At 71.8% G+C, this 14406-nt stretch carries 16 protein-coding genes; 8 read left to right on the top strand and 8 right to left on the bottom strand.

Annotated features, from left to right (window positions below; all coding sequences use genetic code 11):
* Positions 1-136: 136 nt before the first annotated feature.
* Together AB0B68_RS31815 and AB0B68_RS31810 are read right to left on the bottom strand one after the other, a co-directional pair.
* Positions 137-721 carry a hypothetical protein gene (locus AB0B68_RS31815; protein WP_357208548.1) on the bottom strand — a complete coding sequence of 195 codons (585 nt, stop codon included), beginning with the start codon at positions 719-721 and terminating at the stop codon, positions 137-139.
* 437 nt (positions 722-1158) lie between these two features.
* Positions 1159-1473: a MazG-like family protein gene (locus tag AB0B68_RS31810; RefSeq protein ID WP_357264690.1), complete on the bottom strand. Its 315-nt coding sequence runs from the start codon at positions 1471-1473 to the stop codon at positions 1159-1161.
* A 189-nt stretch (positions 1474-1662) separates the two neighbouring features.
* Between AB0B68_RS31810 and AB0B68_RS31805 the strand changes: the two genes are divergently transcribed.
* The gene (locus AB0B68_RS31805) at positions 1663-3033 is read left to right on the top strand and encodes a hypothetical protein (RefSeq protein WP_357264687.1); all 1371 of its coding nucleotides are present in this window, start codon (positions 1663-1665) and stop codon (positions 3031-3033) included.
* 66 nt (positions 3034-3099) lie between these two features.
* On the opposite strand, the gene AB0B68_RS31800 is transcribed toward AB0B68_RS31805, so the two are convergent.
* Both AB0B68_RS31800 and AB0B68_RS31795 read right to left on the bottom strand, forming a co-directional pair.
* Positions 3100-3813, bottom strand: coding sequence for a hypothetical protein (locus tag AB0B68_RS31800; protein ID WP_357206607.1), 714 nt, complete (start codon positions 3811-3813; stop codon positions 3100-3102).
* 567 nt (positions 3814-4380) lie between these two features.
* Positions 4381-4851, bottom strand: a complete 471-nt coding sequence (locus AB0B68_RS31795) for a VOC family protein (protein WP_357264684.1) — start codon at positions 4849-4851, stop codon at positions 4381-4383.
* Positions 4852-4908: 57 nt separating this feature from the next.
* Between AB0B68_RS31795 and tsaA the strand changes: the two genes are divergently transcribed.
* Positions 4909-5337, top strand: a complete 429-nt coding sequence (gene tsaA / locus AB0B68_RS31790; RefSeq protein ID WP_357206610.1) for a tRNA (N6-threonylcarbamoyladenosine(37)-N6)-methyltransferase TrmO — start codon at positions 4909-4911, stop codon at positions 5335-5337.
* Positions 5338-5374: 37 nt separating this feature from the next.
* On the opposite strand, the gene AB0B68_RS31785 is transcribed toward tsaA, so the two are convergent.
* Together AB0B68_RS31785 and AB0B68_RS31780 are read right to left on the bottom strand one after the other, a co-directional pair.
* Positions 5375-6004, bottom strand: a complete 630-nt coding sequence (locus tag AB0B68_RS31785) for an MBL fold metallo-hydrolase (protein ID WP_357206612.1) — start codon at positions 6002-6004, stop codon at positions 5375-5377.
* Positions 6001-7089, bottom strand: coding sequence for an S-(hydroxymethyl)mycothiol dehydrogenase (locus tag AB0B68_RS31780; protein WP_203117359.1), 1089 nt, complete (start codon positions 7087-7089; stop codon positions 6001-6003). The genes AB0B68_RS31785 and AB0B68_RS31780 overlap by 4 nt, the downstream gene beginning before the upstream one ends.
* Positions 7090-7274: 185 nt before the next feature.
* Between AB0B68_RS31780 and AB0B68_RS31775 the strand changes: the two genes are divergently transcribed.
* On the top strand, positions 7275-7694 hold the full coding sequence (locus tag AB0B68_RS31775; RefSeq protein ID WP_357206614.1) for a hypothetical protein: 420 nt from the start codon (positions 7275-7277) through the stop codon (positions 7692-7694).
* Positions 7695-7720: 26 nt separating this feature from the next.
* On the top strand, positions 7721-8893 hold the full coding sequence (locus AB0B68_RS31770; protein WP_357264681.1) for a low temperature requirement protein A: 1173 nt from the start codon (positions 7721-7723) through the stop codon (positions 8891-8893).
* Between the two features lie 41 nt (positions 8894-8934).
* On the opposite strand, the gene AB0B68_RS31765 is transcribed toward AB0B68_RS31770, so the two are convergent.
* Both AB0B68_RS31765 and AB0B68_RS31760 read right to left on the bottom strand, forming a co-directional pair.
* The gene (locus AB0B68_RS31765; RefSeq protein ID WP_357206618.1) at positions 8935-9393 is read right to left on the bottom strand and encodes a hypothetical protein; all 459 of its coding nucleotides are present in this window, start codon (positions 9391-9393) and stop codon (positions 8935-8937) included.
* On the bottom strand, positions 9393-9872 hold the full coding sequence (locus AB0B68_RS31760; protein ID WP_357264678.1) for a hypothetical protein: 480 nt from the start codon (positions 9870-9872) through the stop codon (positions 9393-9395). Before AB0B68_RS31760 ends, AB0B68_RS31765 begins: the two co-directional genes overlap by 1 nt.
* A 44-nt stretch (positions 9873-9916) precedes the next feature.
* On the opposite strand from AB0B68_RS31760, the gene AB0B68_RS31755 reads away from it, so the two are divergent.
* The 4 genes from AB0B68_RS31755 to AB0B68_RS31740 form a co-directional block, all read left to right on the top strand.
* On the top strand, positions 9917-10894 hold the full coding sequence (locus AB0B68_RS31755) for a WYL domain-containing protein (protein ID WP_357264675.1): 978 nt from the start codon (positions 9917-9919) through the stop codon (positions 10892-10894).
* Positions 10895-10986: 92 nt separating this feature from the next.
* Positions 10987-11619, top strand: a complete 633-nt coding sequence (locus AB0B68_RS31750) for an ATP-binding cassette domain-containing protein (protein ID WP_355009060.1) — start codon at positions 10987-10989, stop codon at positions 11617-11619.
* Positions 11616-12893, top strand: coding sequence for an extracellular solute-binding protein (locus AB0B68_RS31745; RefSeq protein ID WP_357264672.1), 1278 nt, complete (start codon positions 11616-11618; stop codon positions 12891-12893). Before AB0B68_RS31750 ends, AB0B68_RS31745 begins: the two co-directional genes overlap by 4 nt.
* On the top strand, positions 12890-14406 hold a 1517-nt coding region (locus AB0B68_RS31740; protein ID WP_357264669.1), incomplete at its 3' end, for an ABC transporter permease subunit. The genes AB0B68_RS31745 and AB0B68_RS31740, both read left to right, overlap by 4 nt.

The raw sequence follows: 14406 nt of genomic DNA, 5'->3' as shown, positions 1-14406 counted from the left end.
GGTTCGCCGCCGTGGTCCGGCCGTCCTTGAGTACCGTGACCCGGTCGCCGATCTCGCGGATCTCCTCCAGGCGGTGGGAGATGTATGCGGGTGCCGGCCAGCGGCCGATGCCGTCGTGCTGTGCGCCGTGACGCGGTCAGCTGTTCCAGTACTGGCCGACCAGGTCGGCGGCCTGCTGCTCCCACTGGGCGTAGGCGTCCGGGTAGGCCGACACCTGCACCGTCTGCGCGGCGTCGGTCAGCGCCATGTCCTGCCACCCGTCAACCTGCTTCAGACCCTTCAGGAACGCCGTCGTGGAGTACTCGGGATCGGTGATCTGCTCCGGCGTACCCCAACCACTGGACGGACGCTGCTGGAACAGGCCCAACGAGTCGTGGTCATTCATGTCGCCCAGGTGGCCCAGGTTCTCCAGCTTCGACTCCTGCAGGCTCGTCGCGATCGAGATGACCGCGGCCCGCTCGGGCAGACCAGCCTTCTTCGTGGCGGCGATGATCGCCTTGACGTTGGCGGTCTGCTCGTCGTTGAGGGTGATCCGGGACTGGTCGCCCTGGGTGCCGTGCGGGATCAGCTTGCTGGTGTCGGGCTTGTCGGCCTGCACCGCAACCGCGACGGGCTTGGCGTCGACGGGGTTGGCCACGTGCGCGATGGGGCCAGCGAAGACACCGCCGGCGAACGCGAGACCAGCAACGGACAGGACGCTCTTACGCATGATCGTGTTCATGGGGGTAGCTCCTTCGGGGGTAGGACACCCGCACCGCCAAGGGGGAACGGCAGTTACGGGTGTGAGCACCTCGTCCGGCGCTGCACAAACAAAGGGAAAGTCTGAGGGGGTGACGCCACCTGATCGGGCGTCGGAACCGGCGACCTGGCGAGCGGGGGGCTCGTGGCGCCGGGTCCATGTGTAACGACCGGGGGGCCGGGGTCATTCCGACCTCGTGACCAGCCTTCAGGGGTTGGGCGGCGGGTCGGTGGTGCTCCGATCGTCAGACTGTGTAACGACCCCGGCCCGGCCATGATTCCGGCCCGCGAGTGCACCCCGCCACACCCCAGAAACGGACACAACGCCCACACGGCACCGGGCCTGTGGCATCGGAGCACCGGTCAACCACGTAATCCACTCGGGCTCACGGCAGTCGGGGCATCCCGGACGTCAGGCGGTTATCGCCCCGTCAGGCGGGAGCGCACCTTCGCGGCGCAGGCGTCCAGAGCCGTCTGCGCGTCCAGCCCGAGGCTTTCGATGGCCACCAGCGCGGTGAAGGCGACGTCGGCCAACTCCGCCGCGACGTCCTCGCGGGTGTGGGTGACACCCTTGCGCGGATTCTGCCCGAGCAACCCGATCCAGGCAGCCGAAGCCTCCCCCGCCTCCTCGGTGAGCTTGAGGATCCGGCAGGTCAGTTCGGTCTGCCCGGTGCCGTTCGCCGCGTCCAGCCAGCCGCGTGACGCTCTGGCCGCCTCCCAGATCGACTCGTCCACGGCGACCAGTCAACCCGATCGGCCCACCGGCCTGAACGACCGGGTAGGGCTGGATCGTCGTGTTGACCGGCGGATCAGCGAACCCATTGACACTGGTCGACGGCGGTTCTAGGTTCAGGACGCTACCGACCGGTAGGCAACCGTCCCGCTGGTCGCCCCCGGGCGACAACCGCCCGATGGGGAGCATCGATGCTGTCCACACCCGTTCGTCACCTCCACCGTCTGCTCGTCGCCGCCGCGACGCTGACCCTCGCGGTCGGTCTGGCCGGCGCGGCGCCGGCCAGCGCCACCGGTCGCGACGCGAGGGGCGGCGAGCCACTGCCCGGCTACACCATCGAGAATCCGCCGTTGGCGCCGCTGGTGGTGGGCGGCCGGCCGACGACGGTACGCCAGGGCGTGCACCGCCACGCCGGGTACATCATCGAGGTCCCCGGCCGGTGGAACGGCGACCTGGTGTTGTGGGCGCACGGCTACCGCGGCCAGGGCACTGTGCTCTCGCCGGAACCGCCGGCCTTCGGGCTGCGGCAGCGCGTGCTGGAGCAGGGGTACGCGTGGGCGTCGTCCTCGTACGACCGGAACGGCTTCGACATCCGCTCCGGGGTGCTGGGGACGAAGGATCTCGCCGACCACTTCGGGCGGACGGTCCGCCGACCGCAGCACACCTACGTCGCCGGGGTGTCGATGGGTGGGTACGTCATCGGTCGTTCACTGGAGCAGTACCCCGGCTTCTACGACGGCGCGTTGCCGATGTGCGGGGTGCTCGGTGATCAGACGCTGCTCGACTTCTACCTGGACTACAACCTGGTCGCGCAGGCACTTTCCGGGGTGCCGGCGTATCCCACGCCGGCCGACTATCTGACCAACGCGGTGCCCCGCATCCAGGTGGCGCTCGGTCTGGCCGGGCTGACCCCCACCGGGCCGGACACCACAACGGACCGGGGCAAGCAGCTGCGGGCGATCACGGTGAACCGTTCCGGCGGGCCGCGTCCCGGCGCCGACGCGGCATTCGCGGTCTGGAAGGACTTCCTCTTCTCGATCAGCGTGCCCACCGGGAGCGGCAACTCCCCCGCCCAGCGGCCCGGCCAGCTGTCCACCAACCTGCTCACCCGCTACACCCCGAACAGCCCGGTGAGCATCAACGCGACGGTGCAGCGGGTCGCCCCGGAGAACCTGCGGCAGCGGCTGCTGCCGACGCTGACCGAGGTGCCGCGCATCGCCGGCCGCCCGACCGCGCCGGTACTCAGCCTGCACGGTCTCGGTGACCTGTTCGTACCGTTCAGCATGGAGCAGGCGTACGCCACCGACGTGGCGCGCAACGGTCGCAGCAGGCTGGTGGTTCAGCGGGCTATCCGGGCGACGCAGCACTGCGAGTTCACCCCGGCGGAGGCCGGCACCGCCTGGGACGACCTGGTGTCCTGGGTACGCACCGGCAAGCGCCCGGCCGGCGACACCGTGACCGACCCGGCGGTGGTGGCCCGACCCGACTACGGCTGCCGGTTCAGCGACCGGGACGCGTACGCGGCCGGGGTCGGCACCCGCCGCCTCTACCCGGCCTGCTGAGGTACCCGGACACACAGAACCGGCCGGCTCCCGTCGAAGGGAGCCGGCCGGCCTCGTGTGCGGGTGTCACCACATCTGCTGGACGATGTCCGCCGCCTGCTCCTCCCACTGCGCGTACGCGTAGGGGAAGGCGGAGACCTGCACGGTCTGCGCGGCGGCGGTCAGCGGCAGGTCCTGCCAGCCGCCGACGTTCTTGAGTGCGGTGAAGAACGCCGTGGCGGCGTACTCCGGGTCGGTGATCTGGTCGGGCGTGCCCCAACCGGACGACGGACGCTGCTGGAACAGGCCCTGCGAATCGTGGTCGTTGTACGCGCCGAGGTGGCCGAGGTTGTACAGCTTCGACTCCTGCAACGAGGTGGCGACGCCGATCACCGCGCCCCGGTCACCGACGCCGGTCTTCTTGGCGGCGTCGACGATTGCCCGGGCGTTGGCCAACTGCGCGTCGTCGAGCGGTACGCGCGACTGTGCGCCCTCGATGCCGTGCGGGATCAGTTGGGCTCGGCTCGGCTTGCCGGCCAGCGGCTTGCCGGTGGCGGAGCCGGTGGTGAGGCCCGACTCGACGGGCTGGTCGTCCTGGCGGGCCGTGGTGGCGGCCTTTCCGGTGGCGCGGTCGATGGCGGCGACGGCGCCCTGGTGCGGTCCGGAGGTGACCGGTGCGGCGACCGCGGTCGGCGCGAGGGCCAGACCACCGAGAGCAGCCACACCCGCCACGCTCAGCGCGGTCTTGCGGTACGAGTCCTTAGCGATGGCGGGGAGCCATCGAGTGAAGTCGACCTTCACGATGGTTGCCCTTTCGATCGTGCGGAGCGCTCCGGGGTGAACACTCCTCGGGAGATGACCGCGGAAAAGGGTTTGGGCTCCGGCGGTACGGGGGACACAACCGGGTTCACGTGTCGGGCATTCCGGAATTGCCCGAACCCCTGCAGGCTGCGGCCCTGGTCACGCGCAGAGTCGGACACCGAGGCCCTGCCGGCATCAGACCGGACGGGCGTGACACGGGGGTGTTCTCGGAGCGCGAGAGCGATGTGCGGACGTCAGCCTTTGCTCTGCTTACCTATACGCACCGGCCACGTTTCGTGACCACGAGGACGGACCGCGGTAGCTGGCGGAAAGGGCGTATGCGCAGCTGACGGGACGTGGTGCAGATAGGTAAGCAGAGCAAAGGTCCGTGCGGGGTGTTGGGGAGGCAGGCAGCTGGCGGTTTGTCGCTACCGTGAGTGAGTGTCGAGACCAGCACGGTGGGTCAGGCAGCCGTGCGGCTCGCCCTAGCCGAGGAGAAGGCGCCGTCGCGGCGGGGTGCTGGAAGGTCCCGACCGGATCAGGACCGCGGTCCGCCCGCCGCCGGAGTTAGTTGTCGCCGTCACCTGCGGGCCCCGCATCACGAGTCCCGACACCCTCGTTCGGCCCGAGGAGTTCCTGGAAGATGGTGATCTGAAGCCCGGCGGGCGCGTCGAGGCGGGAGTTGAGTGACTGCCACGGCGTACGCGTCGGCGGCGCGATCTCGCCCGCGCCGGCGGCCACCAGCCGGGCGGTCGTCGCCTCCGTGTCGTCCACCTCGAAGGCCACCCGGATGCGCGGCGCGACCTGCCGGCCCACCTCAACCTCGTCGATCAGGCGTTTCTGCGCGGGGTTGGCGATCTCCAGCGTGGCGCGGCCGGCGTCCAGGATCACCACCCGCGCATCCCCCTCGCCGCTGAACGCCGCCTCCTCCGGCAGGCCCAGCGCGTCGCGGAAGAACGCGACGGCGGCCTCGTGGTCGGTGGCCTCCACCACGAGGCGCAACTGACGGACGGCGGGGACGGGCGAGTCGGCGGCCATGTTCAAGATCCTAGCGCCGGGCGAGGTTAGGTTGGGGCCGTCCAGAGGGGAGCAACGATGGTCGAGACGGCGAGCGGTGACACGTACCTGCTGCGACCGGTCGGGCGGGTCGCCTCGCCGCTGACCGACGCGGCGAGCGCGCCACGGCAGGGCGACGAGGGCGCGCCGGCGGCGTGGCTGATCTTCGACGCGCGGGTCGACCAGGCCCTGCGTGATCTGCGCGTCGGCACGGAGCTGCTGGTGCTGACCTGGCTGGACCGTGCCCGGCGCGACGTGCTCGCGGTGCACCCACGCGGCGACGCGAACCGTCCGGAGACCGGGGTGTTCAGCACCCGCTCACCGCACCGGCCCAACCCGATCGGGTTGCACCGGGTGCGGGTCCTGACGGTGGACGGGCTGCGCGTCGAGGTGACCGACCTGGAGGCCCTCGACGGCACCCCGATCCTGGACGTCAAACCGGTGCTGGGCGCGGCCGACGAACGCTGAGCCCGTCGACCGCGCACAGCTGGCCGGTGTGCTGGGCTCAGTGGCCGCGGTCCAGCCACTCCTGCAGGTGCGGTGCCTCCGCGCCGATCGTCGTGTCGTCGCCGTGGCCGGTGTGCACGACCGTCTCCGCGGGAAGCGTCAGCAGACGGGTGCGGATCGACCGGACGATGGTGTCGAAGTCGCTGTACGAGCGGCCCGTCGCGCCGGGCCCGCCGGCGAAGAGCGTGTCGCCGGTGAACACCGCGCCCAACTCCGGCGCGTGGAAGCTGCACGCCCCGGGGCTGTGCCCGGGGGTGTGCAGCACCCGCAGCGTGGTGCCGCCCACCTCGATGCTCTGCCCGTCGTGCACTTCGCCGTTGGGCGGCAGGTGCGGGTGGACCATGTCCCAGAGGACCCGGTCGGCGGCGTGCAGCAGCACCGGCGCGCCGGTGGCCTCGGCCAGCTCGGGCGCCACCCGTACGTGATCATCGTGGGCGTGGGTGGCCAGGATCGCCCGGACCTGCCGGTCGCCCACCAGGGCGAGGATCGCCGCCACGTCGTGGGGCGCGTCCAGGACGACGCACTCGCGGTCGTCACCGATCACCCAGACGTTGTTGTCCACGTCGAAGGTCTGCCCGTCGAGGGAGAACGTGCCCGAGGTGACCGCGTGGTCGACGCGGGCGGTCACGGGAACACCACCACCGAGCGGAGCACGTCGCCGTGGTGCATCCGGTCGAAGGCGTTCTCGACCTGGTCGAGCGCGATCTCCTCGGTGACGAACGCGTCCAGGTCGAGCCGGCCCTGCAGGTACAGCTCGGTGAGCATCGGGAAGTCCCGGCTGGGCAGGCAGTCGCCGTACCAGCTGGACTTGAGCGCGCCGCCCCGTCCGAAGACGTCCAGCAGCGGCAGCTCGATCTGCATCTGCGGGGTCGGTACGCCGACCAGCACCACGGTGCCGGCCAGGTCGCGCGCGTAGAACGCCTGCTTCCAGGTCTCCGGTCGGCCCACCGCGTCGATCACCACGTCGGCGCCGAAGCCACCGGTGGCGGCACGGATCGCCTCGACCGGGTCGGTCTCGGACGCGTTCACTGTGTGCGTGGCGCCGAACTTGCGGGCCCAGTCGAGCTTGCGGCTGTCGGTGTCCACAGCGACGATCGTGGTGGCGCCGGCGAGGACCGCACCGGCGACCGCTGCGTCCCCGACGCCGCCGCAGCCGATCACCGCGACCGAGTCGCCCCTGGTGACGTTGCCGGTGTTCATCGCCGCACCCAGCCCGGCCATCACCCCGCAACCCAGCAGGCCCACGGCGGCGGGTCGGGCCGCGGGGTCGACCTTGGTGCACTGCCCGGCGTGCACCAGGGTCTTCTCGGCGAACGCCCCGATGCCGAGAGCCGGGGCGAGTTCGGTGCCGTCGGTGAGGGTCATCCGCTGGGTGGCGTTGTGGGTGTTGAAGCAGTACCAGGGCCGCCCGCGACGGCAGGCGCGGCACACGCCGCAGACCGCGCGCCAGTTGAGGACGACGAAGTCACCCGGGGCGACGTCGGTGACGCCCTCGCCGACCTGCTCGACGATGCCCGCCGCCTCATGACCGAGCAGGAACGGGTAGTCGTCGTTGATGCCACCCTCGCGGTAGTGCAGATCGGTGTGGCAGACCCCGCACGACTGAATCCGGACGATCGCCTCACCGGGCCCGGGATCGGGCACCACGATGGTGGTGACCTCGACCGGTGCGCCCTTGCTGCGGGAGATGACTCCCCGGACTTCCTGGCTCACTTCGCCTCCTGCTGGTGGTCTGCGGCGGGGCCGCGTGCCGAGGTGGGCGGGTGTGCCACGGGCTCGGCGGTGGGCCCCTGGCGAACCTACCGCGACCACCACGGCCAGCCCAGCCGGCCCGGCGGGTTATCGCGGGCGGTGCGGGGTACGCGGGCCGCATTCGACCACGGCCAACGGGAGTGACAATGAAATTCGCGCACCTGCCGCTACGGGTCAGCATCGGCGCGTACTTCCTCAACTCGGGTCTGGGCAAGCGCACTCTGGAGGGGACCGCCGCGGAGGGCTTGCACGGGATGGCGGTAGCCGCCATGCCCCAGCTCGGTCAACTGGAGCCGACGCGATTCGCCAAGCTGCTGTCGTACTCGGAGATCGCCCTGGGGGCCGCGCTGCTCGCGCCGTTCGTCCCGGCGCCCCTGGCCGGGCTCGGCCTGACCGCGTTCGGCGCGGGCCTGGTGCAGCTCTACCTGAAGACGCCGGGGATGCGCGAACCCGGCAGCATTCGCCCGACCCAGCAGGGCGCAGGGCTGGCCAAGGACGTCTGGCTGATCGGCGCGGGGCTGACCCTGGTGTTGGAGGGGCTGACCCACTGCCGTCGGCGCGGCTGACCCGACAGGTGGTCTGAGGAGTTTCGGTGACCCAGCCCCGGTCGGTGCGGCCGTTCTACCGGCCGATGCGGCCCCGTCGTCGCGACGAGCCGCACCGCACGGCCACGCCGCTGGAGCTCTTCTTCGACCTGTGTTTCGTGGTGGCGGTGTCGCAGGCCGCCGCCAGCCTGCACCACGCCGTCTCCGAGGATCAGCTCGGCCACGCGCTGACCAGGTACCTGTTGGTCTTCTTCGCGATCTGGTGGTCGTGGATGAACTTCACCTGGTTCGCCTCGGCCTACGACACTGACGACGACCTCTACCGGATCGCGACGCTGGTGCAGATCGCCGGCGCTTTGATCATCGCGGCCGGCGTGCCTCGCGCGTTCAACGACGGCGATTTCAGCGTCATCACGTACGGCTACGTGGTGATGCGGATCGCGCTCGTCGTGCAGTGGTGCCGGGCCGCCGCCGGTGACCCGGCGCACCGCCCGGCGGCCCGGCGGTACGCGGTCGGAGTCACCGTCGTCCAGATCGGCTGGCTGCTCCGACTGGCCCTGCCGCAGGCGTGGGGGACCGCGGCGTTGCTGCTGCTGGTCGTGGCCGACCTGCTGGTGCCGGCGGTGGCCGAGCGCCCGGGCATGACCCCTTGGCATCCGCGACACATCACCGAACGGTACGGGCTGTTCACCCTGATCGTGCTCGGGGACGTGGTGCTCGCCACGTCGGTGGCCATCCAGACCGGAGTCGACGCCGGCGACCGTCAACTCTGGTCACTGGCGGCTGCGGCCGCCGTGATCGTGTTCGCCCTGTGGTGGCTCTACTTCGACCGGCCCATCGACGCGCCCGACCGCATGCCGTACACGCTGGTCTGGGGCTACGGCCACTACCTGATCTTCGCGGCGGTCGCCGCGGTCGGCGCGGGTCTGAGCGTGTCGGTGGACCACGAGCGGCACCTCGCGCACATCTCGGGAAGGGTCGCCGGGTACGCGTTGGCCGTCCCGATCGCCGTCTTCCTGCTCACGGTCTGGATGCTGCACGTGCGCCGCCAGCAGCACGGCGCGGTGGTCGTCGCCTTCCCGGTCGTCGCGCTGCTGGCACTGCTCGCACCGCTCGGTTCGGCCCCGGTGTACGCGATGGCGGCCCTGCTGGTCGTCCTCGTGGCGTTGACCATCCTGTTGCGCCGCCGCGACCTGGGCCCGAGCACGCCGGTGACCTGACGTCGCTCCCGAATCACCCACCGGACGTCAGCGCGAGACCACTAGTCCGACGCTCGGGTGAACTCCATGATCCAGTTGGTCTCCCAGGTCTGTTCGCCGTCGACCGAGAACGCCTGCTCCCACCGGGCGGTGGTCGCGCTGATGCCCGACCAGATGAACCGGCACCGGACCGGACGCCCCTCGTGCTGGTCGTCGGCGTAGAAGTGGCCGACCCCGTCGACGAAGCGGCCCACCATCGGCGGCAGCCCCAGCACCCCGGTGTCGCTGCTCGTCCAGTAGATCGACCACTCCTGCCGGGCCGGATCGAAGACCCGGATCGTGGCGCCGGCGGATCCCCTGGTCGGGAAGGTGATCTCGTCGAAGTGACCGCCGCCGGCGAAGAAGCCGTGCGCGACCGACACCCCGGGGAACTCCTCCCACTCGTCGGAGCCGACCAGCCGCTCGCGCAGCCGCCGGTTGACGACGTTCCAGGTGCCCACAAAAAAGTCGAAGTCGCCCATCAGCGGCCCACCGGCCCTTCCGCTCGCGTGTCACGCAGATAGTCGGTCAGATTCGGACTCTCCGGCAGCAGCATGTGCCGGACCCAGGCGGCCCGCTCGTGTTCCAGAACCGCCAACTCCCAGACGCAGCCCACCGCCGGGCGGCGTAGGTGGACGAAGTGTGCCGGGTCGTCGTCGGGACAGTCCAGCGCCGGCTTCCCGGCCGCGGCGACACGGATCTCCAGCGCGTTGTCCCACACCCAGGTGTACGCCAGCAGGTAGGCGCCGGTGTCCGCGCCCCGGTGCAGCACCACCCACCCGGCGGCCGGGGTGCCGTCGTCGACGACGTCGGCCAGCAGGTCGGGCAGCAGGTCGTACGCGGCCTTCTCCACCTCGGGTTCGATCGGCCGCTCGGGCTGGTCCATGTGGTAGCGCTTGAGTTGCCGGCCGCCGATCAGCACTGGCCCGGGCGTTCGTAGTTCCTTGTCGCGAAATGCCATGCCGGGACGGTAGGACGGGTCCCCTGACAACTAGTGTCAGTGAAGTGCGGGCCTCTCGACTTCTCTCCGTCCTGCTGCTGCTCCAGTCGCACGGACGGTTGACCGCCGCGCAGCTCGCCGAGCGGTTGGCCGTCTCCCCCCGCACCATCTACCGGGACGTCGAGTCGCTGCACGCCGCCGGCATCCCGCTCTACGGCGAGGCCGGGCACGCCGGCGGCTACCAACTGGTCGACGGCTGGCGGACCCGACTGACCGGGCTGACCGCCGAGGAGGCCGACCGGCTGTTCCTCGCCGGCCTGCCCGGCCCCGCCGACGAGTTGGGCTACGGCGACGTGGTGGCGGCGCTGCAACTCAAGCTGCACGCCGCGCTCCCCGCGCCGCTGCGCGACCGGGCGACCCGACTGCAACAACGCTTCCACCTGGACACTCCCGGGTGGTACGCGGATGGCGACGCCTCCCCCGAGCTGGCCCGCACGGCCGAGGCGGTCTGGCGCCAGCACCGCGTCGAGGTGCGCTACCGCGGCTGGAACGGCGAGGTGACCCGGGTCCTGGAGCCGTACGGCCTGGTCCTCAAGGGCGGCCGTTGGTATGTGGTGGCCGACCAGCCCGGCCGGGGCGCGCCGGCGACCTACCGGGTCAACCAGATCCTCGCGCTGACCCCGCTGGTGCAGGAGTTCGACCGCCCGGACGACTTCGACCTGCCGTCCTGGTGGCGGGCGCACGTGGTGCAGTTCCGGGCCCGACTGCACCGCGACGAGGCCCACGTCCGGCTCTCCCCCGCCGGGCGGCAGCGGTTGCGTGAGATCGGCAGCGATCCGGTGGTGACAGCGATGGACAGCAGCGCCGGGCCACCGGACGCGCGGGGGTGGGTGACAGCGGTGCTGCCCATCGAGTCGCTCACCCACGCCCACGGTGACCTGCTGCGCCTCGGTGCCGACGTCGAGGTACTGACCCCGGTGGCGCTGCGCGAACGGCTGGCCGCCACGGCGGCTGGGCTCGCCGCGCTCTACTCCCCCTCCTGAACAGCTCCGACCGTCTCCACAGTGGAAAGGCCGGGGGCGTCGGTTGTCGGCACGGTGTGCCACCCTGGGACGGTCATCAATGGTCACCGGAGGTGAGGGCCACGTTACGGCTACGCGCACTGGTCGCCGTCCCCGGCACCGGGCCGGTGACCCTCGACGTTCCCGCCGGCACACTTGCCGCCCTGGTGGCGCCGCCCCGGTTCGGCACGGCGGTCGCCCGGGTGCTGGCCGGGCTGGCCCCGCCGGTGACCGGCCGCGTCCTCGTCGGCGACCGGGACGTCACCAGCCTGCCGCCGCCGCGCCGGCAGATCGGCTACGTGCCCGCCGGTGGCGCGCTGCTGCCGCAGCTCACTGTGCGGCGCAACATCGAGTACGGCCAGCGCAAACGCGAACGGGTGCACGAGGTGGCCAACGACTGGACGGCCACAGTGGTCGACCGGCTCGAGTTGGCGCTCTCCCTCGCCCTGCTGCCGCACCAGATCTCCGACGCCCAGCGGTTCCGGGTGGCGCTCGCCCGAGCGGCGGCCTGCCTGCCGGAGGTGCTGGTGGTCGACCTGCCGGCCGGTTCGGCGGGCGACAGCCGCCTCGGTGATCTGATGCCTCGCCTCTCGCCGCCGGACGCCCCCGGGGTGGCGGTGCTGGTCTGCACCGCCGACCCGGCCACCCTGGCCGAGATACCGGTGCGGCACGAGCTGGTCACCGAGCCGAGCGAGGCGGCCCGATGAGGCCGGCCGCCCGGGTGGGTCGCCGTACGCTGCTGCGCGCCGTCGCCGCGGGCGCCACCACCCTGGCCGCCGGCTGCTCCGGCGGAACCCGGTCGGTGCAGGTCGCCGTGGTGTGGAGCACCAGCGAGCTGGACCGGTTCCGCGGGGTCGTCGCCGGCTACCCCGCCCCGGTGCAGGTGATCAGCGCCGGCAACGACATCGACGCGTTCCTGCGCACCCGACACCTCGCCGGCACCATCCCGGACGTGGCGATCCTGCCGCGCCCCGGCCTGGTCACCGAGTACGCCCAGCGCGGCTGGCTGAGCCCGGTGCGCCCGTCCACCGACTACGCAGTGCGCGTCGAGCTGAGCGATCTGCTGATGACCGAGGGCGAACGTTACGGCGTCTGGGTCAAGGCGGCGCACAAGTCGCTGGTCTGGCACCTGCCCTCCATGTTGCCCGCGCCGCCGACCACCTGGGACGAACTCCTCCACCAGACCAGGGAGTTGGCCGCGCGCGCCCGACGCGACGGCGGCCCGGCGCCCCTGGCCATCGGCGCCGCGGACGGCTGGGTGCTCACCGACTGGTTCGAGAACGTTCTGGCCGACATGGCACCCGGGAGCTACTACGCCCTCGCCCAACAGGGCGCCGACTGGCAGGACACGCCGGTACGCGACGCCCTGGACCGCCTCGCCGGGCTGTGGAGCATCGGTGGCGCGTTCGTCGGTGGCGGCCGTCGTGCGCTGCTCACCCAGTACGAGGAGTCGGTGATCCAGGTGGTGCACACGAAGCGGGCGGTGATGCTCCTGGGAGCCGACTTCACCGCCGACGTCGTTCGTCCGTTCCGACGCGGCCCGGAGGCACCTGTCACGTTCCGGTTCCCGGGCACCCAGCCGGGCGGTGGTCCCCTGATCGTCGGTGGCGACGCGGCAGTGGCGTTCGCCGACGCCCGGGGCGGGGTCGAGTTGGTCGAATGGCTGGCCAGGGCCGACTCGTTCCAACCGTGGCTACGCGAAGGCGGTTACCTGTCGCCCAACACCAACGTCTCGATCACCAGCTACACCGACGGCGTCGGCAAGCAACTCGCCACGGAAATGCGGGCCCCCGGCACCCTGCGTTTCGACCTTTCCGACCAACTGCGCGGGGCGTTCACCGGCTCGGACGGGGTCGGCATCTGGCGCATCATGCAGGGCTTCTTCGCCGACGTCACCGACGGGGTCCGCGCCAGCGAGGCGATCCGCCGGGCCACCGGCCTGCTCGCCGCAGCGGCCCGCAGCGCGGGAGGCGGCCGATGAGCCAGGTGCGGGTCCTCGGCGAGCTGGCGGTCCTCGACGACGTCGGTCCAGCCCGGCGCGGTCGGGCCTATCCGGCGGCGGGGGCCACGTCGGCCCTGCTGCTGCCGGCCGCGGTGCTGCTCGGCGGGCTGGTGCTGTGGCCGGTGCTGCGGACCATGCACGCCAGCGTCACCACCGACGGTCGCTGGGTCGGTGCGGCGCACTTCCGGACCGCGCTCGCCGCCCCGGGCACCGGCGCGGTGGTCGGTCGGACGGTCCTCTGGGCGCTGCTGGTGCCGGCGGTGGTGACGGCACTGGGCTATCTGCTCGCCGCCGCGTCCCGCCGCTCCCAGGAAGGCGGCCTGGTCCGGTTGATCCTCCTGGTGCCGGTGGCGTTGCCGTTGGTCGTCACTGGGGTCACCTTCCGGCTGATGTACGACCCGGACCCGAGCCGAGGGCTGGCCACCCTGGTCGCGACCCGACTGGCCGGCCGCCCGATCGAGGACGCCCCGCAGTTGCTCGGGCCGGGAATGGTCACCGTCGCGTTGATGTCGGCGTTCGTCTGGGCCTGGGTCGGATTGGCGGTGCTGGTCTTCCGCTCCGCGCTGGACGCGGTGCCGCAGAGCCTCGCCGACGCGGTCCGCGCCTACGGCGGTACGCGTCGTCACGTGCTGTGGGACGCGCAGTGGCGGCCACTGCTGCTGCGTACGACCGCTGTGGTCTTCGCGTTGGTGGCGGTGGGCACCAGCCGTACGTTCGACCTCATCCTGGTGATGACGCCCGGTTCGGTCCGCGACGAGGCCTCGGTGCTGGCGCTGCGGATCTGGCAGACGTCCGGGGGCACCACCACCGGCGACGGCGCGGCGCTCGGCGTGGTGTGGCTGGTGGCGGTGATCGGCGGGATCATGGTGGCCGCGCTCTTCGTCCGGCAGGCCTGGCCCCCGCCGCGCGTCGAGGCGGCACCGGAGCCCGCCCCGGTCGCCCCGCCCCGACGGGTGTTCCGGCTGCTCGCGGCGGGTGCCGCGATCGCCTGGCTGGTGCCGCTGGTGGTGCTGGTCGCCACGTCGGCCCACGGCCAGGTGGACGCCGCCGCTCGCGGTTGGTGGTCGGCACCGCCGAATGGCGAGTCCTACCGCAACCTGATCACGGGCACCGAGCTGTGGCGCACGCTGGGCTTCACCCTGCTGCTGGCCAGCGCGGTGACCGCCACGGTGCTGGTGGTGGCGCTGCTGGCCGCGTACCCGTTGGCCTGGTTGACCGGGCCGGCCGCGCAGGCCACCGGGCTGCTGCTGCTGGCGGCCAGCGTCGTGCCGATCCAGGTCATCGCCGGGCCGGTCAACGAGGTGCTGGGCCTGGTGCTCTCCTCCGGTACGGCCCAGGGCCTGGCTCTGGTACACATCGCGCTGGGCGTGCCGTTCGCGGTGCTGGTGCTGCGCAACGCGTTCGCGGACCTGCCGGTGGAGCAGGTCCGCGACGCCCGGGTGGGGGGGGGTCCGGGGGGGGACACAAGCCGCCCGGGGGGCCGGCCCCACCC

Source organism: Micromonospora sp. NPDC049049 (genome assembly GCF_040649115.1).
Taxonomy (GTDB): Bacteria; Actinomycetota; Actinomycetes; order Mycobacteriales; family Micromonosporaceae; genus Micromonospora.
This window is presented reverse-complemented; position numbering and strand designations above follow the sequence as displayed.